18 protein-coding genes are annotated in these 23,257 nt (G+C 70.8%); 14 read left to right on the top strand and 4 right to left on the bottom strand.

Annotated elements, in window-relative coordinates; genetic code table 11:
• Nucleotides 1–32 precede the first annotated feature (32 nt).
• Complete coding sequence (locus JYJ93_RS15315) at nt 33–770, top strand: M50 family metallopeptidase (protein WP_206791838.1); 738 nt, start codon at nt 33–35, stop codon at nt 768–770.
• A gap of 13 nt (nt 771–783) precedes the next feature.
• On the opposite strand, the gene JYJ93_RS15310 is transcribed toward JYJ93_RS15315, so the two are convergent.
• Both JYJ93_RS15310 and JYJ93_RS15305 read right to left on the bottom strand, forming a co-directional pair.
• Nucleotides 784–2,061 (bottom strand): hypothetical protein, encoded by a 1,278-nt coding sequence (locus tag JYJ93_RS15310; protein WP_206791836.1) that lies wholly within the window; start codon nt 2,059–2,061, stop codon nt 784–786.
• 130 nt (nt 2,062–2,191) lie between these two features.
• Complete coding sequence (locus JYJ93_RS15305; RefSeq protein ID WP_206791834.1) at nt 2,192–2,851, bottom strand: MBL fold metallo-hydrolase; 660 nt, start codon at nt 2,849–2,851, stop codon at nt 2,192–2,194.
• Nucleotides 2,852–2,958: 107 nt separating this feature from the next.
• On the opposite strand from JYJ93_RS15305, the gene JYJ93_RS15300 reads away from it, so the two are divergent.
• From JYJ93_RS15300 to JYJ93_RS15240, 13 genes are all read left to right on the top strand, one after another.
• Nucleotides 2,959–3,672 (top strand): hypothetical protein, encoded by a 714-nt coding sequence (locus JYJ93_RS15300; RefSeq protein WP_206791832.1) that lies wholly within the window; start codon nt 2,959–2,961, stop codon nt 3,670–3,672.
• 288 nt (nt 3,673–3,960) lie between these two features.
• Nucleotides 3,961–6,339, top strand: coding sequence for a DNA topoisomerase IV subunit A (locus tag JYJ93_RS15295; RefSeq protein WP_206791830.1), 2,379 nt, complete (start codon nt 3,961–3,963; stop codon nt 6,337–6,339).
• 10 nt (nt 6,340–6,349) lie between these two features.
• Nucleotides 6,350–8,281 (top strand): DNA topoisomerase IV subunit B, encoded by a 1,932-nt coding sequence (locus tag JYJ93_RS15290; RefSeq protein ID WP_206791828.1) that lies wholly within the window; start codon nt 6,350–6,352, stop codon nt 8,279–8,281.
• 96 nt (nt 8,282–8,377) lie between these two features.
• Complete coding sequence (locus tag JYJ93_RS15285) at nt 8,378–9,841, top strand: PEGA domain-containing protein (protein ID WP_269012615.1); 1,464 nt, start codon at nt 8,378–8,380, stop codon at nt 9,839–9,841.
• Nucleotides 9,842–9,869: 28 nt separating this feature from the next.
• Complete coding sequence (locus tag JYJ93_RS15280; RefSeq protein ID WP_206791826.1) at nt 9,870–11,081, top strand: PEGA domain-containing protein; 1,212 nt, start codon at nt 9,870–9,872, stop codon at nt 11,079–11,081.
• A gap of 48 nt (nt 11,082–11,129) precedes the next feature.
• Nucleotides 11,130–13,616, top strand: coding sequence for a signal peptide peptidase SppA (gene sppA / locus JYJ93_RS15275; RefSeq protein ID WP_206791824.1), 2,487 nt, complete (start codon nt 11,130–11,132; stop codon nt 13,614–13,616).
• 258 nt (nt 13,617–13,874) lie between these two features.
• Nucleotides 13,875–15,470 carry a transcription termination factor Rho gene (rho, locus tag JYJ93_RS15270; protein ID WP_206791815.1) on the top strand — a complete coding sequence of 532 codons (1,596 nt, stop codon included), beginning with the start codon at nt 13,875–13,877 and terminating at the stop codon, nt 15,468–15,470.
• 58 nt (nt 15,471–15,528) lie between these two features.
• Nucleotides 15,529–15,795, top strand: a complete 267-nt coding sequence (locus JYJ93_RS15265; protein WP_206791814.1) for a hypothetical protein — start codon at nt 15,529–15,531, stop codon at nt 15,793–15,795.
• Between the two features lie 4 nt (nt 15,796–15,799).
• On the top strand, nt 15,800–17,680 hold the full coding sequence (locus JYJ93_RS15260) for a DUF4129 domain-containing protein (protein ID WP_206791811.1): 1,881 nt from the start codon (nt 15,800–15,802) through the stop codon (nt 17,678–17,680).
• A complete protein-coding gene (locus tag JYJ93_RS15255) occupies nt 17,673–18,950 on the top strand; it encodes a DUF4350 domain-containing protein (RefSeq protein WP_206791810.1) in 1,278 nt (425 codons plus the stop codon). Before JYJ93_RS15260 ends, JYJ93_RS15255 begins: the two co-directional genes overlap by 8 nt.
• The gene (locus JYJ93_RS15250) at nt 18,947–19,945 is read left to right on the top strand and encodes a MoxR family ATPase (RefSeq protein WP_206791807.1); all 999 of its coding nucleotides are present in this window, start codon (nt 18,947–18,949) and stop codon (nt 19,943–19,945) included. Before JYJ93_RS15255 ends, JYJ93_RS15250 begins: the two co-directional genes overlap by 4 nt.
• Nucleotides 19,942–21,249, top strand: a complete 1,308-nt coding sequence (locus JYJ93_RS15245; protein WP_206791805.1) for a DUF58 domain-containing protein — start codon at nt 19,942–19,944, stop codon at nt 21,247–21,249. The genes JYJ93_RS15250 and JYJ93_RS15245 overlap by 4 nt, the downstream gene beginning before the upstream one ends.
• A 9-nt stretch (nt 21,250–21,258) precedes the next feature.
• A complete protein-coding gene (locus tag JYJ93_RS15240) occupies nt 21,259–21,774 on the top strand; it encodes a GNAT family N-acetyltransferase (RefSeq protein WP_206791803.1) in 516 nt (171 codons plus the stop codon).
• Here JYJ93_RS15240 and JYJ93_RS15235 read toward each other — a convergent pair.
• Nucleotides 21,771–22,208 carry an inorganic diphosphatase gene (locus tag JYJ93_RS15235; protein ID WP_206791800.1) on the bottom strand — a complete coding sequence of 146 codons (438 nt, stop codon included), beginning with the start codon at nt 22,206–22,208 and terminating at the stop codon, nt 21,771–21,773. The genes JYJ93_RS15240 and JYJ93_RS15235 overlap by 4 nt on opposite strands.
• Complete coding sequence (locus JYJ93_RS15230; protein WP_206791798.1) at nt 22,205–23,218, bottom strand: stage II sporulation protein M; 1,014 nt, start codon at nt 23,216–23,218, stop codon at nt 22,205–22,207. Before JYJ93_RS15230 ends, JYJ93_RS15235 begins: the two co-directional genes overlap by 4 nt.
• Between the last annotated feature and the right edge of the window lie 39 nt (nt 23,219–23,257).

The following is a 23,257-nucleotide window of genomic DNA, read 5'->3' as shown; positions in this document are numbered from 1 at the left end:
TGTTCCGGTGTCCAGGCAGGAGGGGACCCACGATGCGGACCGCGAGCGGGGCGACACTGGATTTCGGAAGGCTGGCGCTGCTCGTCCTCCTGATGGGGGCGTCCTGGTACTTCTGGTATTCGCCGGTGCTGTGGCCGGTGAAGGTGCTGGTGGTGATGATGCATGAGAGCGGGCATGCGCTCGCCGCGCTGCTCGTGGGGGGCTCGGTGGACCGGGTCCACCTCCAGGTGAACGAGGGCGGAAGCTGCTTCTCCCGCCTGCCGCCCGGCGTCTTCAACCGCATCGTCGTGTCGTCGGCGGGGTACCTGGGCAGCGCGGTGGCGGGCGCGGGGCTGATGCTGGCCACCTTCCGCTTCCGGCTGGGCCGCGCGGTGATGGGCGCGGCGTCCGTGTGGCTGGCGATGATGGGCTTCTTCTACGCGGGGGACCTCTTCACCCTGGCCTTCTGCCTGGGCATGGCGCTGGCCATGGGGCTGGGCGCGCGCTTCCTGCCCACGGGGCTGGTGGACGCGCTCAACCTGTTCCTCGCGGCCTTCACGGCGCTCTACGTCCTCTTCGACCTGAGGGACGACCTGTGGAACAGCGCGGTGCGCGCGCAGAGCGACGCGGCCATCCTCGCCAGCGAGACGTGGGTGCCGTCCATCATCTGGGCGGCCCTGTGGACGCTCCTGTCGGTGGCCCTGCTGGGCGTGTCCGCGTACTGGGCCCTGCACGCGAAGCCGGGAGGCGGCGTGAAGATGCCGCCCATGGCCCGCGCGCGGCGGGTGTGAACGGCGCGAGCGCTCAGGTCCGCAGCCAGGCGCTCACGTCGTCGTACGTGAAGGGGTGCTCGTAGATGTCATCGAGGTAGTCCTGCGCCGGGTCCATCACCTCGTGGTAGGTGTGCACCGGCGTGAGGCTCTTGGGGTAGCCGCCCACGGACTGGTCCGCGTTCCAGTATCCGAAGATGCCGAAGGCCATGGCCTTCATCCGTGCCGCGAAGAGCGCGTGCGCATCATCGTTCGCGTCGTCTCCGGGCCGCAGCAGGCTGACCATCTCGAACAGGCGGGCCGCCGTGTGCGAGCGCCCGGTCTCGATGGGCATGTGGTGCTCTCGCGCCGTCTCCGTGTCCGGCGAGTCCTCGTTGCGCGTGCCCGCGCCCTTGCGCCCCTGATCCCAGCTCACCTGCCGGCGGTCCTGGTGCGGATCGCCGAGGTAGCGCGAGAGGTCCTTCTTCAGCACATCCACGCGGGACCTGCCGTCCGTCGCCCAACGCCGGGGCCGGTCCGGGCTCGTCGCCCCCTGGTACGGATGCGGGACCAGCTCCTTGTGCACGGAGATCAGGGCCCGGCTGTTGCCAACGGGGCTGAACAGCTCCTTCAGGTCGTGGAGGATGGCCACGTTCTCCGCGACGGAGAAGTCCCGCCTGTCGTAGCTCAGGCTCACCCGGTCCTTGCTGCGCACGCTGTAGTCGTACAGCGGCTGCACCGTCAGGTTCATCACCAGGTTGAGGGGGTTGAGGTTGCCGCCCAGCTTCTCCCACGAGCGGCGCTCGTAGGACGGGTACGAGTTGGCTTCGTTGTAGCTGCCCGTCATGTTGGGCAGCAGGTTGAAGGGCGAGTACGTCGTCACGACGTGGCTGATGGCGCCGCCCCAACTGTCGTGGTCCCAGAGGTACTGCCCCAGCGCCCTGCGCAGGTCATTCAGCGTCTGGCGGGTCCGGGCATGCTCCAGGACGTCCTCCGCCAGCTCCTGCTCCAGCTCGCGGTTGCGCTGGCAGCGGGCGTCGGCCTCGTACATCAGGTGCATGTAGAACTCGCCCTTGCTGGCGAAGGCCTTCCAGTAGGCCTTGGGCGCGGTGTTCGTCATGCCGAACGTGGTCTCGAAGGAGCCCAGCTTCGTGCCCTTCGGAAACGACCACGGCTTGGAGGCGATCCACGACCGGAGCGTGTTGCGCAGCCCCACCTTCGTCAGATGATTCAGCCGGGTGCGGTCCGTCGACCGCGCGTACGCGTAGGCGCCGTCCGCCCACGTCTTCGCGTCCCCGTCCTTCAAGGCGACCGAGTTGATCTCCACGGGCATCGCGCGTCCCCTCAAGGCAAGTGGGAGCCCTTTCCCGAGCTTCCCTGGCTTGAAGTCTACTTCAGGACTGTCGCGAATGTGCCCGTGCGCGAAATCTCCGCGGGTGTCAGAAAGGCCCGGACGTGTTGGGTCACCGTCGCGGGCGCATCCGGAAGGCCACGAACGACGCCATGTCCGGGAAGCCGAAGTACGGGTTCTTCTGGCGGATGGCCTCCATCTGGGCCACCGGCACGTCCGCGTAGTCGTGCCCTGGGTACAGCCGCGCGGTGTCCGGCACCTTCGCCAGCACCTGCGACAGCGAGCGGTACATGTCCTCCGGGTTGCCTCCCGGGAAGTCGCACCGGCCGCACCCGTTGATGAAGACCGTGTCCCCGGACACGAGCGCGTCCTCCGCCAGCAGGCAGTGCGACCCCGGCGTGTGCCCGGGCGTGTGCAGCGCGTGGAACGTGCGCGCGCCCACCGGCACCGCGTCGCCCGCCTTCAGGAGCTTGAGCGCGTCCCCACCCCGCTTGCGCAGGTCGCTGGAGAAGGCAACCTCCTCCGCCTGCGCGTACACCGGCACGTCGTGGCGTGACAGCAGCTCCTCCAGGCCGTTGATGTGGTCCCCGTGGCAGTGCGACACGAACGCGCCCACCACGCGCTTGCCGTCCCGCGCCACCGCCGCCTCGATGGCCGGCACGTCCCACGCCGGATCCACCACCACCACCTCCGGGCCGTCCTGGGGACCCACGAGGTAGACGAAGTTGTCCATCGGTCCGAGCTTGAGCTGGCGTACGTACGGCGTGGGCATGGTTGTCCTCCAGACGGCCACTCTACGCCCCAGGCTTGCCGCCCCGGGGGCAGTTCCCTTTGAATGCCACTTTTTTGATGCCCCACGCCGTCAGGAGGTCTCCGTCCGTGAAGCGCCTGCCCACCCTGCTCGCCTGCTCGCTGCTGGTCAGCGCGACCGTCTCCGCCGCGGGGCGGACCTCCTCCACGTTCCGCTACAAGCCATCACCGGACGACGAGCGTCCCGTCATCGTGGACGCCACCATCGGGCCCCAGGGCAGCGACTTCGCCATGCGCCTGAAGTTCAACAAGGACCCGTTCGGCGAGGAGTGCAAGCAGCGCTGCGCCAACGTCACCCTCTTCCTGGACACCGACTCCAGCGTCCAGTCCGGCCTCCACCTGCCCACCAGCAAGGCCCCGGAGAACGGCGCGGACCTGGCGATCGTCATCCAGGGCGTGCGGGAGTACAAACGCCAGGACGCCCCCCCGGAGACGGCCCTGCGCGTGAAGATCCGCCAGCTGGGCTCGGACGCCACCAGCGCGGACTCGGGCGAGCTGCTCGCGGACCTCAACAACCGGCAGGACCCGGAGCGCATCCAGACGGACGGCGCCACGGTCTACCTGCTGGTGGACGCCACCAGCGCGCTGTTGCCCTCCGCCCGCAAGGTGCGCGTCATCTACCACCCGCCGGGGAGCAAGGCCCTCACCGCCACCATCAACGGGATGGCCGGTGGCGGCTCCGGCCGGGGCGTGCAGATCTTCAAGCGCGGCAGCGGCTGGGGCCGCGCCCCTGACGCGGAGGGCAAGAAGCCCCGCGCCAACCCCAACGGCGACAACGGCTAGTCCCAGCAGGCCGCCAGTCAGGCCCGGGCCCCACTCCCCTCGGAATTCCGGGGGGTTGGCGGTGGGTTTCAAGCAGGCACAGGACTGCACGGGCGTGCAGAAGTTCCGGGCTGGAGCCGACGCAACCACCCGAATTCGTTCTCAATGTCAGAGGCCCATGGTAGTCCCGCCCATCTGACGTCGAGGGTCCGACCCGACTGGTAGTCGCAACGCGCACGGCGGCACGCCCGCGCGCCGCGTTACGCCCGGCCGGCCGGCCCGTGTGAAAAACATCTGGATTCCATGACCATGCTCGCAGACGCCGAAACGAAGTCGCGCAAGAAGCAGGGAGGCCCGGCCGGGGGCGGAGGAAAGGGAGGCGGCGGCGGGTCCGGCGCCGGTGGCGGAGACAGCCTGCCCGCGGGCCTGGCCGAGGAAGCGCGCCGCCGGTACCTCAACTACGCCCTGTCGGTCATCACCTCGCGCGCCCTGCCCGACGTGCGCGACGGCCTCAAGCCGGTGCAGCGCCGCATCCTCTACGGCATGTGGAACGACCTGAACCTGTCGTTCGACACGAAGTACCAGAAGTGCGCGCAGGTCGTCGGTGCCATCATGGGCCGCTACCACCCGCACGGCGACACGGCCATCTACGACGCGCTCGTGCGCATGGCGCAGGACTTCTCCCTGCGCTACCCGCTGGTGGACGGCCACGGCAACTTCGGCTCGCTGGACGGCGACTCCGCCGCCGCCTACCGCTACACCGAGTGCCGCCTGGAGAAGCTGGCCACGGAGCTACTGGGTGAGCTGGACAGCAAGACCGTCCGCTTCCGCCCCAACTACGACGGCACCCGCGAAGAGCCCGTCGTCATCCCGGCGCGCGTGCCGCAGTTGTTGATGAACGGCACCACCGGCATCGCGGTGGGCATGGCCACCAACATCCCGCCCCACCACCTGGGCGAACTGGTGGACGCGCTCCTGGCGCTCATCGCGGATCCGGAGCTGCAGACCAAGGACCTGCTCAAGTGGATCAAGGGGCCGGACTTCCCCACCGGCGGGCAGATCCTCAACGACAAGAAGGAGCTGCGCGAAATCTACGAGACGGGCCAGGGCTCCGTCCGGATCCGCGGCGAGTACAAGCTGGAGGAGCTCAAGCGCGGCGGTCAGATGATCGTCGTCACCTCCATCCCGTACACGGTGAACAAGTCCACGCTCGTCGCGAAGATTGGCGAGCTGGTGCGCGAGCGCAAGCTGCCGCTCATCACCGACGTGCGCGACGAGTCCACCACGGACGTGCGCATCGTGCTGGAGCTCAAGAAGGACGCCAACCCCGAGCTGGTGATGGCGTACCTCTACAAGCACACGCCCCTGCAGACGAACTTCGGCGTGAACCTGACGTGCCTCGTGCCGTCGGACAACCCGGACGTCGGCACGCCCAAGCGCTTGGACCTGAAGTCCATCCTCCGCTACTTCCTCGACTTCCGCCTGGAGATCGTGACGAAGCGGTTCGAGCACGAGCTGGCGGAGCTCAAGCGGCGCGTCCACATCCTCGAAGGCTTCGAGAAGGCCTACGACGCGCTGGATGAGATCATCCGGATCATCCGCCAGTCGGAGGGCAAGCAAGACGCCGCCCAGAAGTTGATGGCGCGCTTCAAGATGGATGAGGTCCAGGTGGACGCCATCCTGGAGATGCGCCTCTACAAGCTGGCCCGCCTGGAGATCCTCATCGTCCAGAAGGAGCTCAAGGAGAAGCGCGCGGAGATCAAGCGCATCGAGGGCATCCTCAAGGACGTGAAGAAGCGCTGGGCCGTCATCCACGACGAGCTGTCCGGCCTCAAGGCCGCGTACACCGACAAGCGCCGCACGCGCATTGGCGGCGCGGGCTCCGAGGAGATGGAGTTCTCCGCGGAGGCGTTCATCGCGGACGAGGACGCCCACGTCGTGATCACGCGCGACGGGTGGATCAAACGCGTTCGCGAGGTGAAGGACCCGTCCACCACCCGCCTGCGTGAAGGCGACGCGGTGATGGCGGTGCTCGCCGGCAGCCTGAAGGCGAACCTGGTGCTGTTCAGCAACTTCGGCACCGCGTACGTCACCCGCTTCAACGACGTGCCGGCCTCCACCGGCTACGGCGACCCGGTGCAGAAGCTGTTCAAGTTCGACGATGGCGAGCGCGTGGTGGGCGCCCTGTCCCAGGATGCCCGCCTGCCCCAGCCGGAGAAGCTGGTGGCGGTGACGCGCCAGGGCCTGGGCCTGCGCTTCCTGCTGGCGCCGCACACGGAGGTCTCCACGCGCGCCGGCCGCCGCTACGCGAAGACGGGCGAGGGCGATGAGATCATCGGCACGCAGCCGGTGGGCGACAAGGACCTGCTCGCCATCCTCACGGAGAAGACCAACGCCCTGGTCTGCAAGGTGGCGGAGGTGAACGAGCTGGCCGGTCCCGGCAAGGGCGTCCAGGTCATCAAGGTGGACGCGGGCGACAAGGTGGTGGACTTCCTCGCGGCGCCCGCCAGTCAGAAGGACGCCACGCTGGAGTTCGAGACGCAGAAGGGCCGCAAGCTGCACCTGTCACCGGCGAAGTTCGGCGTGACGGGCCGCGGCGGCAAGGGCCACGAGATGTCCAAGCGCGACACGGTGAAGGAGGTGGCGCGTCCCGTCACCTTCGTCCCGCTGCCGGAGAAGAAGGAGTAGCGGGAAGGCCATGGCGACCAAGAAGGAAACCTACACAGGCGCGGACATCCAGGTGCTGGAAGGCCTGGAGCCGGTGCGCAAGCGCCCGGCCATGTACATCGGTGGAACCGACAGCACCGGCTACCACCACCTGCTCTGGGAGATCGTCGACAACTCGGTGGACGAGGTCATCAACGGCTTCGCGACCCTCATCGAAGTGACGCTCCACAAGGGCGCGAAGTCCATCACCGTCGTGGACAACGGGCGCGGCATCCCCGTGGACATGATGCCCAAGCACAAGAAGCCCGCCGTGGAGGTCATCCTCACGACGCTGCACGCGGGCGGCAAGTTCGAGCAGGGCAACTACATCCACTCGGGCGGTCTGCACGGCGTGGGCAGCTCCGTGGTGAACGCGCTCACCAGCAAGCTGCTCATCGAAATCAAGAAGGACGGCAAGCGCCACGTGCAGTCGTACGCGCGCGGCAAGGCGACCAGCCCCCTCAAGGTGGAGGGCCCCGCGCGCGGCACCGGCACGTCCATCACCTTCGAGCCGGACGCGGAAATCTTCGGGGAGAAGCAGAAGTTCGACGCGGCCCTGGTGCGCGAGCGCCTGGAGGCGAAGAGCTACCTGCACAAGGGGATGACGGTCGTCTGGAAGGACGAGACGGTCACCCCCGCCGTGACGGAGACGTTCAAGCACGACGGCGGCATCGCCGAATACCTCACCAAGGTCGTGTCGGAGCGCCAGAAGCCCATCGTCCCCGCGGGCGGCACGCCGTTCTACTTCTCGCGCGACAACGAGGTCCGCCTGGAGGTGGCGCTGGCGTGGACGGAGGCCACGGACGAGCACATCCGCTCGTACGTCAACGGCATCCCCACGAACCTGGGCGGCACGCACGAGGCGGGCTTGAGGGCCGCCATCGTCAAGGCGATGCGCAACTACATCGAGACGCACGGCCTGACGCCCAAGGGCGTGTCGCTCACCGCGGAGGACATCCGCGAGGGCATCACCGCCATCCTCTCCGTGTACGTGGTGGAGCCCCAGTTCCAGGGGCAGACGAAGGGCCGCCTCAACAACCCGGAGACGACGGCGCAGGTGGACGGCGCCGTGCGCCCGGTGCTGGAGAAGTGGTTCAACGACAACAAGTCCATCGCGGAAGCGCTGCTGGCGCGCATCATCCTGGCCGCCCGCGCGCGTGAAGCCTCCCGCGCGGCCTCCGCCGCCATCAGCCGCAAGTCCGCGGTGAGCCACCGGTTGAACCTCCCCGGGAAGCTGGCGGACTGCTCGTCCACGGATCCGGCCTCCAGCGAGCTGTTCATCGTGGAAGGTGACTCCGCAGGCGGCTCCGCCAAGCAGGGCCGCGACCGGCGCACCCAGGCCATCCTCCCCCTGCGCGGCAAGGTGCTCAACGCGGAGCAGGCGTCCACCGACAAGGTGGCCACCAACAAGGAGCTCCAGGACATCGTCAGCGCGCTGGGCTGCGGCATCGGGTCCGACTTCGACATCACGAAGCTGCGCTACGGCCGCGTCTTCCTGCTGATGGACGCGGACAGCGACGGCCACCACATCGCCACGCTGCTGCTCACGTTCTTCTACCGGCACCTGCGGCCCCTGATTGAAGCGGGCGCCGTGCACATCGCCCAGCCGCCGCTGTACCGGGTGGACATTGGCAAGGAGACGTACTGGGCCCTGGACGAGCCGGACCGCGACCGCATCATCCGCGAGAAGGCCAGGGGCAACGCCAAGCCCAACATCATGCGCTTCAAGGGTCTGGGCGAGATGACGGCCGAGGAGCTCAAGACGACCACGCTCGATGCGAAGAATCGCATCAGCCTGCGCGTCACCATCGACAACGCGCTGGAGACCGACCGCATCATCAACGACCTGATGGGGAAGGACGTCTCGGCGCGTTACAAGTTCATCACCGAGCAGGCCGGTGAGGTCCAGGAGCTGGACGTCTGAAAAAACGGGAGTCCCCGCACACCCGGGACGGGCGCTTTTCCGTCCCGGGTGGGCATTGGTCTTCCGCCCCGCCGGTCGGCTAGCATCCGCCGAATCGTGAACACCACCCGCCTTGCCCTGACTGTCGCGCTCGCCTGTGTGCTGAGCGCTCCCGCCGCCGACGCCGCCACCAAGCGCAAGTCCGCCGCGAAGAAGAAGCGCCCCGCCGCCACCAAGAAGGTCCCCGCGGCCGTCCCCGAGGACACCTTCACGCCTCCGGATGACGCGGCCCCCGTGTCGGACGCGCCGGTGGCGCCCAAGGCGGCCACCCAGGCCCCGCTCGCGCCCGTCACCCCCGCCGCCCCGAAGAAGGTGGTGGATGCGCCAGCCCCGGCGGTGCGCCCGGCGCAGTCCAACGCGGTGGCCGTCTTCGGCGTGGCCCGCCAGTCGGCCGCGACGGACGCCGCGGCGAAGTTGGAGGACACCATCACCCGGCGGCTGGGCAGCGCGGGCGACGTGCGGTTCGTGGACCTGGCGACCGCCTTCCCGCCCCCGGAGCCCCAGGGCAACCCCAAGGCGGACGCCCTCTTCGAAGAGGGCCGCGCGGCGTACGACAACCTGGACCCGGACGCCGCGGCGGTGAAGTTCAAGGCGGCCGCGGAGGCCTACGTGCAGCGCCCCGGCGACCTGCGCCCGGAGAAGCTGGGGGAGACGTACCTCTTCCACGGCGCGTCCCTGCTCCTCAACGGCGACGTGGCGGGCGCGAAGGCGTCCTTCACGAACGCGCTGCTCGCGGAGCCGTCGCTGCGCCCGGACGCGGGCCTCTTCGGCCAGGACGTGCAGCGGGTGTTCACGGAGGCGCAGAGCGAATTGAACGCGCAGCCGCAGGGCACGCTGGTGGTGAACACCCAGCCCCAGGGCGCGCGCGTGCTGGTGCGCGGCCGCGACGTGGGCACGACGCCGCTGGCCGGCGCGAAGCTGTCCCCGGGCCGCTACCCCGTGCAGGTGGTGCTGCCGGGCTACGCCCCGTTCGCGACGTACGTGGAGGTGAAGCCGTCCACCCCCACGGAGGTGAAGACGAAGCTGGGCTCCGCGCCGGGGCTGTCCGCGCTGCGTGACGCGGCGACGAAGGCCGGCACGGAGGCCGCCTTCGACGCGGACGGCACGCCGCCGGAGGTGGGCGCCATCGCCGAGCGGCTCAACGCGCGCTACGTGGTGCTGGCCGCCACGTTCCAGGACAAGAAGGGCCGGCTGCACGGCGAGGTGCAGGCGTGGGACGTGCGCACCAAGAACCGCCTGCGCGGCGTGGAGGTGGACTTCGGCAAGCGCGACGGCAAGAACAGCGCGGACTTCGCCGCGGACCAGGTGCACACCTTCCTCACCGGCGCCGCCCTGCCCCAGGGCCGCGAGGACTCCAAGGAGCCGCTCGTGTCCAGCGACTCCGTGCTGCGCAAGCCCTGGTTCTGGGCCGCGGCGGCGGGCGTGGCGGCCGTGACGGCGGGCGTGGTGTACGTGGCCACCACGGACCGCGGCCCCGGCTTCAACCCGGTGAACGGGCTGCCCGGTGGAATTTCCTTCTAGCTTGGGCGTCAAGCGCACAGGACTCCTCATGAAAGCCCTTCCGCTCGCGCTCGTGCTGCTGCCCGCCCTGGCGCTGTCCGCCTCGTCGTCCCAACCGGGCCGCATCTCCGCGCTGCTCATCCCCATGGACCCGTCGTCCGAGTCCTCGGGGGTGCAGATGGAGAGCTACATGAACGACGCGCTCGGCAACTTCGCCAGCTACTCCGTGCGAAAGCCGCGCGACCTCTTCGGTCTGCCGGACGACCCGGCCGCGCAGGCGTCCTTCCAGCGCGCGAAGAAGGGCTACGAGGAGAGCGTCAAGGCCTTCGAGGCGCGCGAGTACGAGGACGCGGAGCGCAAGGTGCGCGCCACCCTCAAGGAGCTGGACGGCTCCGTCGCGGCGATGACGTCCTGCTTCCCGCTGTGCGACGCGATCGCGCTGCACGGCGCCATTCTCCAGCTTCGCGGCGACGTGGAGGAGGCGAAGCTGCTGCTCATCGACCTGATGGCGCTCAACCCCACGTTCGAATTGAACCCCAAGCGCTTCAGCCGGGAGTTCATCAGCCTGCGCGTCCAGGTGGCGACGAGCCGTCCCTCGCAGCTGCGTGGCAGCGCCACCTTCAAGTCCCGGCCCGCGGGCGCCCGCGTGTACGTGGACGGCGAGCCGGTGGGCTACACGCCGCTGACGCTGCCCACGCTGCCGGTGGGCAAGCACCTGGTGCGCATGGAGCGGCCGGGCTTCCGCCAGTTCGGGCAGATCGCCGAGGTGACGCCGGACGACGTGGACGTCGTCGCCTCGCTGGTGCCCACGGCCACCTACAAGTCCTACGACGCGCAGCTGGACAAGGTGATTCCGGACGTGTCGCGCGGCAGCGACAAGCCGGCCAACGCCGTCGTCTCGCTGGGCAAGTCGCTGAGCCTGGACCGGGCCATGGTGGGCACCGTGCGCGTCATCCCGGAGCGGGGCACGGAGCTCTCCGTGGGCCTCTTCGACGTGAAGAGCGGCAAGCGCCTGGGCTCGCGCAAGCTGGTGCTCCAGGGCGACGAGTACGGCCAGCTCAAGTCGGAGATGGAGCGCATCGTCAACCAGCTCATCAACAGCGAGGGCGAACAGGTCCAGCGCAAGCGGGACCCGCTGGACAACCGCAGCGGCTCGGAGGACTGGGGTTCGGAGGACCGGGGTGGCAACTCCCGACAGTCCGTCAAGAAGCACTCCGGGGATGATCCGCTGGACGACGTGTCGGGTACCGAGGACTGGTGACACGCGGCGCTTGTCCCGGGACGGCTCGCACCTAGAGTCCCGGGCCGTATGCGCCACCTGCCGCTGCTCGCCCTCCTCCCCAGCCTCGCGCTTGCCCAGACGGGCGCCGTCGACAGCACCCCCGTCCCGCCCCTGGGCGTCACCCTGCCCCCCACCAACGCGGCGCTCATTGACGAAGCGCCCGCCCTGTCCCTCAACCCCGCCGGCCTGGGCTTCCAGGACGCGGGGCAGCTCTTCTACCTCCACGAACGCAACCTCCAGTCCGACTCCGTGGGCGACGCCGTGTTCCTGGGCACGCGCCTGTTGGGCCTGGGCGCGGGCTTCTCCCTGGAGTGGATCCGCGGCGAGAACACGCCGGACTACCGCAGGACGTCCTTCGGCCTGTCGCTGGGGCCCCGCACGCTGCAGTTGGGCGCCGCGCTGCACGACTTCAGCAGCTCGGATGACTCCCGCATCAGCGGGCTGACGAGCTGGGACGTGGGCCTCACCGCCCGCCCGTTCCGCTTCCTGTCGCTGGCCGCGGTGGCCAGGGACATCAACGCGCCGGAGCAGGACGGCCTCAAGCTGTCGCGCCGCTACAACTTCGGCCTGGGCCTGCGCCCCTTGGGTGAGCGCTACACGCTGGGCGTGGACTGGCTCTTCGCGGAAGGAGGCTTCCGGGAGGGCCTGGCCACGTACACGCTCCAGGCGGAGGTGGTGCGCGGCCTGAGGCTGGGCGGCGGCCTGTCCCACGGCTTCGTCAGCGGCATCCCCCTGGCGCTCCAGTTCTCGGCCACGGTGGACCTGGGCCACGCGGGCCTGACGTACGCGGCGGGCGGCGCGGGCGAAGGCCTGGACCACGTGCTGCAGGTGCGCCTGTCCTCGGAGCGCTACCGCTCCGTGCACGGCGGCGGCGGCGTGGTGGCGCTGCTGGATTTGGACGACATGCTCGCGGGCGGCGTGAGCCCCGCGCTGGCCATCCTGGGCGTGAGTGAAGTGGATCCGTACCTGCGCCTGATGAAGTTCCTGGACCTGGCCACGCGCGACGAGCGGCTCAAGGGCGTGGTGGTGAAGATGGAGGGCCTGCCCGGCGTGGGCTGGGGCACGGCGGAGGAGCTGCGCCAGTCGCTGCTCAAGCTGCGCGAGTCGGGCAAGAAGGTCGTGGTGGTGATGCTGTCCGGGGATGACCGCAGCTACCTGGTGGCGTCCGCGGCGGACAGCGTCTACGCGCTGACGGAGGCGTCGCTGCCCATCAACGGCCTGTCCGCCACGGTGACGTCGCTGGGCGGCACCATGGAGAAGCTGGGCGTGACGTGGGACGTGGCGCGCGTGGGTGAGTACAAGACGGCCATGGAGCAGTTCACCCGCTCCGACATGAGCCCCGCGGAGCGCGAGACGCTGGACGCGTACCTGGACTCCCAGGTGACCCACTACGAGAAGGCCGTGGAGGCCGGTCGCAAGCTGCCTCCGGAGCGGCTGCGCGCCGCGTGGGCCCAGGGCATCCTGTCCTCCAAGCGGGCGCAGGCGGCGGGCCTGCTGGACGGAGTGGTGTCCGCGACGGAGCTGGACGCGCGCGTGGCGGAGTGGTTCCCGGGCATGCGCTTCCACCCGGCCTACTCGCCGCGCGACGAGCGCGAGGACCGCTGGGGCCTGCGCCGCCGCATCGCGGTGGTGCCGGTGCTCGGTGACATCACCGGAGGCCGCAGTCGCGAGGACCCGCTGGGCTTCGCGCAACTGGCGGGCGCGGAGACGGTGGTGCGCGCGCTGCAGGAGGCGCAGGACGACCCGTCCGTGGTGGCCATCATCCTGCGCGTGGACTCCGGCGGCGGCGACGTGCTGGCGTCCGACCTGATGTACCGCGCGGTGCTGGAGGCGAAGAAGCACAAGCCCGTCATCGCCTCCATGGGCGACGCGGCGGCGTCCGGCGGCTACTACGCGGCGGTGGCCGCGGATGAAGTCCTGGCGGAGCCCACCACGCTGACGGGCAGCATCGGCGTCTTCTACCCGAAGCCCGCGCTGGAGGGCCTGGGCATGAAGCTGGGGGTGAACCAGGAGACGCTCAAGCGCGGCGACATGGCGGACCTGCTGGAGTGGTGGAAGCCGTGGACGCCCGAGCAGCTGGCCGCGGTGCAGACCTGGGTGGACGACTCCTACGACACGTTCATCACGGAGGTCGCCCGCAACCGGAAGATGGACAAGGCGAAGGTGGACGCCGTGGCACGCGGCCGGGTGTGGAGCGGCAAGGACGCGCTCGCCCGGGGGCTGGTGGACGGGCTGGGCGGCATGCCGGAGGCCGTGGCGTCCGCGCGCAAGCGCGCGAAGGTGGCCCCTTCGGAGGAGCTGGACCTGGACGTCATGGGGGACGCGCGCGGCTTCCTCTCCGGGCTGGGCGGAGAGCCCGGCGTGCACGCGCTGGCGGGGGTGCTGCTGCCCGCGCTGCCCGCGCGCCCGCCGGAGGCCCTGTCCGTGCTCGCCCGGGAGGTGGGGCTGGGTTCGCCCGAGCTCCTGCGCCCCGGCCTGAAGGCCATGATGCCCTTCCGCGTGCGCATCCGCTGAAGGGCCCCCAGGAGGTCGCCCGGTGGACAACCCACGCACACGGGCGGCGAAAATCCGGGCGCCCCATCCGGGCGCTCTGTTAGGGTGGTGAGTGCCTCCCGGCCGGCGCTAGGGCCGTCGGGGGGTTTCAGGAACCGGCGGTTTCGGCCTTCTCGCAGGCCCCGCGTCCGGCTTCCTGTCCCAAAACCTGCTTCCTGACGTCCCCGGCGGGCCCGCTCACGGCCGCCGACCTCAAAGGGCCGTCACGCGTGGAGCCCCATGAGCGAGAATTCCGACAACCCCGAGACCCGCAACCCGCCGCCGCCGCCCGCGGCCGCCCGTCCTCCCCCGCCCCCCGAGGCGGACGACGACGGCGGTGACGACGAGGGCGACGAGGGCCCCGACGAGGGTGATGCCTCCGCGGGTGGCGCTGCCCAGAACGGAGCCCCCGGAGCCCCCGGCCAGGGCGGCCGCCGCCGCCGCCGCCGCCGTCGTCGTCGTGGCGCGCAGGTGCACTTCACCCCGGAAGGCCAGGCCTACCGCATGACGGCGGGCCCGGACGGGCAGCAGGTCCAGGTCTTCCTGACGCCGCAGGAGCTGGAGCAGTACCGCCAGCGTCAGGCGCAGCAGCAACAGCAGCAGCCCCAGGGCGGCGGCCAGCCGCAGGGCCAGGAGAACCGCCCGCAGGACGGCGGGCCGCAGCCGCAGCCGCAGCGGCACGAGCACCCGCGTCAGCAGCAGCAGCGCGGCGGCCACGCCCAGGGCGCGCCGCAGCAGAACCTGGCGCCCGTGGAGGGCGTGCTGGACACGGAGGCCAAGGGCCCCAACGCGTTCCTGCGTCAGGTGAAGCGCAACCTGCTGGCGTCGCCGGACGACCCGGAGCTGCCGAAGAACCTGGTGCAGAAGCTGCGCCTGCGGCAGGGCCAGTACCTCACCGCGTTCGCGCAGATGCGCGGCCACAAGGGCGTCATCCAGAAGGTGGACACGGTGGACGGCCGCCCGCTGGACGGCGCGCCCCGGCTGCCGCACTTCGCGGACCTCACCTCCGTGGACCCCACCGAGCGGCTGAAGCTGGAGAACGGCCACAAGGAGATGGTCACGCGCGTGCTGGACCTCATCGCGCCCATCGGCAAGGGTCAGCGCGCGCTCATCGTCGCCCCGCCCAAGACGGGCAAGACGATCATGCTCCAGCGCATCGCGCAGGCCATCATCCAGAACCACCCGGAGTGCCACGTCATGGTGGTGCTCATCGACGAGCGCCCGGAAGAAGTGACGGACATGCGCCGGAGCATCAAGGCGGAGGTCATCGCCTCCAGCTCCGACCGGCCCACGGGCGACCACCTCAAGGTCGCGGAGCTCGCGCTGGAGCGCGCCCGCCGGCTGGTGGAATCCGGCAAGGACGTGGTCATCCTCCTGGACTCCATCACCCGCCTGGCGCGCGCCTACAACAAGGAGGTCGACAGCTCCGGCCGCACCATGACGGGCGGCGTGGACAGCCGCGCCCTGGAGCGCCCCAAGCGCATCTTCGGCGCCGCGCGCGCCACGGAAGAAGCGGGCTCGCTCACCATCATCGGCACGGCGCTCATCGACACCGGCAGCCGCATGGACGAGGTGATTTTCGAGGAGTTCAAGGGCACGGGTAACTCCGAAGTGACCCTGGACCGCCTGCTCGCGGAGAAGCGCGTCTTCCCGGCCATCAACATCGCCCAGTCCGGCACGCGCAAGGAGGAGAAGCTCTTCACCCTGCGCGAGTACGAGAAGGTGAAGAAGCTGCGGCAGATGCTCTTCGCCGTGAAGCCGGTGGAGGCCATGGAGGCGCTCGTCAAACGGCTCGGCCGGTACACCTACAACGACGAGTTCTTCGACGAGATGTAGGCCGCACCCGCCCGCGCGGGGGTGGTGTGGCGAGCCCTGGATTGCGTAAGGTGAGCGCATGATTCAGGGCTCGGGCCGCTGCCACTACCACCCGGACCGCGCGGGCCTGGGCGTCTGCGTGGAGTGCCGGCGCGTCATCTGCCGCGAGTGCACCACGCAGTTCGAGGGCATCAACCGCTGCGCCAGTTGCCTCGAGAAGCGCCGCCAGGCGCTGGAGGGGCCGCCGCCCCGGCGCGAGTGGAGCGTGGCGCACGTGGTGCTGGCGCTCCTGGGCGTCGTGCTCGTGTGGGGCGGCGTCCTGTTGGCGGCGCACGCGGTGGGCTGACGCGATGGCCGTCTCCGCATTGGAACTGCGCCCCCGGGGTCCGGTGGCCTTGATGGACGCGGCGCTGCGCCTGTGCGCGCGCGACGCGGGCGTGTGGGCGCTCACGCTGCCGGGTGGCGCGGCGGTGGTGGCCGCGCTGCTGCACCTCTTGGACGCCGTGGACCACGGCCGCTCCCCCACCCTGCCCGCGCTGTATGTGACGCTCGCGTGGTTCCTGCGGGGCGTGGGACAGGGCGCGGCGTGCCACTACGTGCAGGAGCTGCTGCTGGGCGCGAAGGCGGAGCCCTCCGTGCGCCAATCCCTGCGCGCGGCGCTGGAGAAGCTGCCCAGCCTGTTCATCGCCGTGGCGTACCTGGCGCTCTTCAACGTGCTGACGTTGACGTTCTCGCTGGGCATCGCGCTGTTCCTCCTCTCCGCGCAGGGCGTGGGCTACGCGGCGACGATGCAGGGCCGGGGCAGCCCGCTGAAGCTGTACGCGGTGGGCTCACGGCTCTTGGGTCCGTCTCGAGGCACGGCCACCGCGGTGCGCTGGTTGATGGGCGTGCAGGTGCTGGTGTTCCTCAACCTGCACGTGGGGCTCAACTTCCTCTTGTACCTCGGGCGGAAGCTGGTGGGCGTCGACCTGACGTTCGCGGAGCGGTTCGCGTCGTTGGACAACCCGCCGTGGCTCGTGTTCCTCGCCGCGACGACGTTCGCCCTCTTCGAGCCCCTGCGCGCGGCGACCGCCACGCTGCTGCTGGTGGACGGGCGCGTGCGGCAGGAGGGTCTGGACCTGCTGGCCGCCGTGCAGCAGCTCCCGGAGCGGAGCACGCAGCGCGGGGGGCTCGCGTCGAAGGGCGTGGCCGCGGCGTTGTTGCTGGCCACGGGCCTCCTCCTCGCGGCGCCCGCACCGGTGGAAGCCGCCGCGCCCGTGGAACGCCAGGCGCTGCGCGAGCGGCTGGAGAAGGTCGCGACGGAGTGCGAGCTGCCGGAGCAGGTGGAGGGCACGGCGCTCCGGGACTTCGATGCGCTGAACGCGCGGGAGACGGTCAAGCTCGAGCGCTTCGTGCGCCGCCTGGAGCAGCAGGCCTTCGACGACGAGGACTGCGAGACGGCGGCGGTGACGCTGGAGAATGGGCTCGCGCAGGTGACGGCCACGGCCGAGGCGCAGGCGCGCGCGGACGCCCGTGCGGCCACGGACCGGGCGCGGGCCATCCTCGCGCGGCCGGAGTTCCAGGAGCGCCCGGAGAAGGCCCCCGGCGAGCCAAAGGAGGAAGAGGTCCCGCCTCCGGAATCGAGCTGGTGGCGACGCTTCATCGACAAGCTGGGCGAATGGCTCCGGGACTTCTTCAAGCGCAACAACCCGCGGCCCCAGTCGCGGGAGACGGCACTTCCCGTGAGCGGCGGCGCGGCGGCGAATGTCCTCGTCGTGATGCTGGTCGCGCTGACGCTGGCGGTGCTGGGCGTGGTGCTCGTCAGCGTGCTGCGGCGCAAGCGCGGGGACTCCGGTCCGGCACTGGAGGTGAGCACCGTGGACGCCGCGGCGCTCGCGGGCAATCCGGACCACGCGCTGTCGCGTCCGCCGGAAGGCTGGGCGCACCTGGCCGACGCGCTGGCCGCGAAGGGCGAGTACCGCGAGGCGGTGCGCAACCTGTACCTCGCGCTCCTGTCACGCCTGCACCGCGACGGCGCCATCCACTACGACGAGACGCTGTCCAACTGGGACTACCTGCGCGCGTTCCGGGGCCGCCCTGAAGTGAAGGCCCCGTTCCGCGAGCTGACGCGCCGCTTCGACTTCGCGTGGTACGGCAACGTGCCCGTCAGCGCGGACGGCTACACCGAGTTCCGCGCCATCACCGCCCCGCTGCTCGCCGCGCCTCCCGCGCAGGAGGCCGCCGGTGCGTGACCGTTTCCCGCTGCTCGTGCTGGGGAGCCTGCTGCTCGCGGGCGTGCTCGGGACGTTCCTGGTGCGCGGCGCCCAGCGCGGCGGCTTCGCGGATCCGCTGTCCACCTTCCGCGCGGAGCCGGACGGCGCGCGCGTCCTGTACCTGCTCGCGCAGGAGAGCGGCCTGCCGGTGACGCGCAACATGGCGGACCTGCGCCTGCTCACCGGCAAGGAGGCGCTGGTGCTGCTCGCCGTGGAGGTCCAGGACTCGCACGAGGAGGATCCGGATCAGACGCGGCTCGCCTCGGATCCGGACGCGGGCGTGGACGACGAGGAGGCGCCGCACACGGGCTTCAACGCCCTGCGCGCGCAGCAACTGGACGACGAAGAGGTGGAGCGCGTGCTGTCGCATGTCCGCGCTGGCGCCTCGCTCGTGTACGTGCCCTGGGGCTCGCGGGAGAACGCGCTCCTGGATGCGCTGGGCGTGAAGCTGGACAAGGCGGACGTGACGCTGCCCATGCGCACGCTGGTGCCGCCGCTGCCCACGCCGTACACGCTGGGCGTGGAGCGCGTGGAGGCGAAGGTCCAGGCCTACCTCCGGCTGCCGGAGGGCGCCGTCACGGTGCTGGAAGATGAACGCATGGGCTTCCCGGTGGCGGCGGTGATTCAAGCGGGCCAGGGCCGGGTGCTGGTGGTGGGCGCCCCCGAGCTCGCGATGAACCCGGCGCTCGCGAGGGCGGACAACGCGCAGTTCTGGCTGAGCGCGCTGGAGGCCCTGGGCCCCGGCCCCTTCGCCTTCGACGAGTTCCACCACGGCTTCACCAACGAGCGCTCGCTCGTGGACTTCGCGCGCCGCTACGGCCTGCACTTCGCCGTCGCGCAGCTGCTCCTGGGCGTCGTGCTGTGGGCGGGCGCGCTGAAGCGCTTCGGCCGTCCGCTCCCTCCGCCGGAGTCCATGCGCGTGGGCGCCACGGACGCCCTCTTCGCCATGAGCCGCCTGTACCGCGAGGGCCGGCACCACGGCTTCGCGGCGGGGCTCATCTCGCGCGGCCTCACGCAGCAACTGGCGCCGCTCGCGGGCCTGCCTTCGCACGCCACCGCCGCCGCCGTCGCGGAAGGTCTGCGCACGCGCGGACGCCAGGACCTGGCGGACGGGCTGCTCGACGTAACCCGCAGGTCCGAGACCGTCCAGACGGACGCCGACATGCAGGCCCTCGCCACTTCCGCCGCGCACGTGCGCGAGCGCATCCACCCCGCCGGCACCGGCCGGCCCCGCCCCGGAACCCCATGAACGCGCCCTTCTCCCCTCCTCCCTTCCCGGACACCGGCAACGCCGTGCGGTCCGCGAACGCCATCCGCGAGGGCGTCCTCGCGGAGGTGCGCAAGGCCGTGGTCGGGCAGGACGAACCGCTGGAGCTGATGCTCTGCGGGCTCGTGGCCGGCGGACACATCCTCCTGGAGGGCGTGCCCGGCGTGGCCAAGACGCTGATGGCCAAGGCGCTGTCGCGCAGCGTGGGCGCGGACTTCAAGCGCATCCAGTTCACACCGGACCTGATGCCCGCGGACATCCTGGGCACCAGCGTCTTCGACCTGAAGTCCCAGGCCTTCGTGCTCGCGCGAGGCCCCATCTTCACGGACCTGCTGCTGGCGGACGAAATCAACCGCGCCCCGGCGAAGACGCAGTCCGCGCTGCTGGAGGCCATGCAGGAGCGCGCCGTGTCGCTGGAGGGCAAGAACCTCCAGCTGTCGCCCATGTTCACGGTGTTCGCCACGCAGAACCCCGTGGAGTCGGAGGGCACGTACCCGCTCCCCGAGGCGCAGCTGGACCGCTTCCTCCTGAAGATCGACGTGGGCTACCCCGCGCCGGAGGAGGAGGACGCCATCCTCGAGTCCGTGCACCGGGGCTTCGACGCGGGCGACCTGGCGCGCGCGGGCGTGAACGCGGCGGTGACGAAGGACGACCTGCTCCAGGCGCGCGTGGCGCTCAACACGGTGAACGTGGAGCCGCCGGTCCTCGGGTACATCCGCAAGCTGGTGGCCGCGACGCGAAGCTCGCCCAACATCCGTCTGGGCGCGGGGCCGCGCGCGGGCGTGCACCTGCTGCTCGCGTCGAAGGCGCTGGCGGCGCTCAGGGGCCGCGACTTCGTGACGCCGGACGACGTGCGCTTCCTGGTGGGCCCGGTGCTGCGGCACCGCCTGCTCCTGTCGCCGGACGCGGAGCTGGACGGGGCCACGGCCGCGGACGTGCTGCGCGAGGTGGTCCAGGGCGTCGAGGTCCCCCGGTGATTCCCTCCGAGCGCCTGTGGGGGCTGCTGGCCCTGCTCGCGCTGCCCATGGCGCTGGCGGGCTTCTTCCCGGGTCTGGGAGGCGCGGTGCTGGCGCTGGACGCGCTGGCCGTGGCGCTGGCCGCGTTCGACTTCCTCCAGGCCCGCCGCGTGCGCCTGGAGGTGGAGCGCCTGCTGCCGGAGCGCCTCAACGTGGGCGTGGCCAATCGCGTGGAGCTGCGACTGGTGCACCGGGGCGGAGGCACGGTGGAGGTGCGCGTGAAGGACGACGCGCCGCCGTCGTTCACAACGGAGCCCTCGGAGGCCACGCTGCGCCTCACGCCGGACAGCCAGACGCAGTGGGTGTACCGGGCCACGCCCGCGAAGCGCGGCAAGTTCAGCTTCGGCGCCGTGCACGTGCGAGTTCGCGGTCCGCTGGGGCTCGTCTCGCACGAGCGCACCTTCCCCGCCGAGCGCTCCGTGTCGGTGTACCCGGACCTGCGAGGAGCCCGCAGGCTGCTGTTGTCCGGCGCGGCGCTGGACCTGGTGAACCTGGGGCTGCGGCAGCTGCGGCGCGACGGCCAGGGCAGCGAGTTCGCGCGCCTGCGCGACTACGCCCAGGGCGACAGCGTGCGCGACGTGGACTGGAAGGCCACCGCGCGCCGGGGCAGGCCGGTGACGCGGGTGCTGGAGTCGGAGCGCTCGCAGGCGCTGATCATCTGCGTGGACGCGGGGCGCTCCATGGCGGCCCAGGTGGACGGCCTCACGAAGTTGGATCACGCGGTGAACGCGGCGCTGTTCCTCGCCTTCGTGGCCATCCGCAACGGGGACCGCGTGGGCCTGGCGCTCTTCGCGGACGGAGTGAAGGCCTACCTGCCGCCCGCGGCGGGCCGGGGCCAGTACCGCAAGCTGGTGGACACGCTCTACTCCGCGACGCCCAGCCTCACGTACGTGGACTACCTGGCGCTCTTCAAGGAGCTGAACGTGCGCCTCAACCGGCGCAGCCTGCTGTGCGTCTTCACGGACTTCCTCGACGAGGAGCAGGCCGGAACGCTGGTGGCCCCGCTGCACCGGCTGGCCCGCCGCCACGTCCCGCTGTGCCTGTCCGTGAAGGACACCGCGCTCCAGAAGCTGCTGCGCACGCCGCCCTCAGGTCCGGAGGAAGCCTTCCAGCACGCGGTGGCCTCGGAGCTGCTCACGGACCGCGAGGTGCTCAAGGCGCGCGTGAGCAGGGGCGGCGTGCAGATGCTCGACGTCGCGCCGGACGAACTGAGCCTCGCGGCGGTGAACCGGTACCTCGACATCAAAGCGCGCGGCGTCCTGTAGGAGCCCACCATGGCTTTCCAGACAGAGCACTTCACGGCGGTCCCCGTCGACGACAGCGACACGCACCTCCTGCAACCGCTCCTCGACCGCTGCGAGGACTACCACCAGATCGCCTACGGCCGTCCCGCGCTCCCGGACCAGGCCCGGAACATCCCCCGCGAGCGGCCCCCCAACCTCGCTCCCGGGCAGGGACACCTCTTCGCGCTTCGCGACGCGCAAGGCGGCCTCGCGGGGATGCTCGAAGCCCTGCGTGACTTTCCGGCGCGGGGTGAGTGGTACATCGGCCTGCTGCTCCTCGCGCCGGAGGCCCGGGGCCACGGCCGGGGCGAGGCCGTGCTGAACGCCTACGCGGACCACGCGCGCGCGAACGGCGGCCGGCTGCTGCGCGTGGCGGTGGTGGAGCACAACGAGGTCGGCCGCCGCTTCTGGACACGCGTGGGCTTCCAGCCGGAGCAATGGGTGGGCCCCATCGAGCAGGGCCTCCGGTGGAACCGGGTCCTGAAGATGACCAAGGCCCTCGGCTAGGCGCCCTCGCGCAGCCAGCCCACGAAGCGCGTGTCGGGCACGTCACCGCGCACGCGGTGCAGGCCCCGCTTGAACAGGGCATAGACGCGGAAGAAGCGCTCCAGGCCCGCGCGCTCCGAGGGCGTCATCGGGTGCGTTCCGCACACCACCTTCGGGTCACCCTTCCCCGCGTCGATGAAGCCCAGCACGGCCACCACCGGCACGCGCACGCGCTGCCCCTGCTGCAACCGAGGCCCCAGCACCACCGCGTCCAGCGGGTCCCCGTCATCCGACAGCAGGCCCGGGATGGAGCCGTAGTTGTATGGGCACGGCAGCGGCGACACGAAGTCCACCGAGCCATCCGCGCGCCGCTTCACCATGGAGAAGCGCGGGCACTCGATCAGCACCTCCGGCTCGCGCGGCAACGGAGGCACGGCCAGGTCCGGCCCGCTCATCCCGCCAGCTCCGCCGTGGCCCGCGCATCCCCGCGCCGGCCGCGCATCCAGTCCGAGAGCAGGTACGCGTAGACGCCCGTCCCCACCGTGAGCGCGAAGCCAATCTTGAAGCCTACCGACAGCTTCGGCGGATGGATCTGCGACACGGTGCCTTCGATGAAGCCCGCGAGCACGAACAGCACCAGCGTGCCGAACAGCAGCTTCACCGCCGTCACCGCCTCCTTGCGCAGCGCCTGCCCGCGAGACAACCCGCCCGGCGCCACCATGCCCCGCGCGATGACGAGCCCCGCCGCGCCCGCGATGCAGATGGCCGAAATCTCCGGGATGCCGTGCGGCAATATCCACGCCCAGAACCACCCGGCCATCCCCTTCGCCGCGTACACCTGCGCGAGCGCCCCCAGGAACAGGCCGTTGGTGAACAGCATCACCGCCGTGCCCAGCCCCAGCGTGATGCCCAGCGCGAACGCCAGGAACGCCACCTGGATGTTGTGCGTGAAGAGGAACGAGGAGAACTGGGCCTGCTCCTCCACCGTCATGCCCTTGCCCGCGGCCTCGTCCGCGGCGCGCTTCACGGGGTCCATGCTCAGGTGCTGCTCGGGCACCAGGTAGTGCGCGGCGTCCGGATCCACCACCATGCCCACGTAGCCGAAGCCCGCGCCCGCCAGGAACAACAGCACCGACGCCACGTACATGCGCCACTCGTGGTGCAGGAGCGCCGGGAAGCCGCGCGCCACGAACGCCCACACGTCCGCGAACCGGGGCCGGCTGCCCGGGTACGTCAGCGCGTACGCGCGGCCCACCAGGTCGTTGAGGTACGCGCTCACGTCCGCGGAGCCGCTGCGCGCGCGCACCCACAGCAGGTCGCTGGAGACGGCGCGGTACAGCTTCCCCAACGAGCGGGCCTCGTCCAGGCTCAGCTTGCGCAGCCCCTCGCCCTCGGACTTGTCCAGCAGCGACTCCAGTTGCTGCCAGCGCGGGCGCCGCGTCTCGATGAACTCCGCCATCTCCATGGGCCCACTCTAACCGAGCCCGGAAACGGCGAGGCGCCG

It is taken from the genome of Corallococcus sp. NCSPR001 (genome assembly GCF_017309135.1).
Taxonomy (GTDB): Bacteria; Myxococcota; Myxococcia; order Myxococcales; family Myxococcaceae; genus Corallococcus.
The sequence above is the reverse complement of the archived record's forward strand: the minus strand, read 5'-3'. Positions and strand labels throughout refer to the sequence as shown.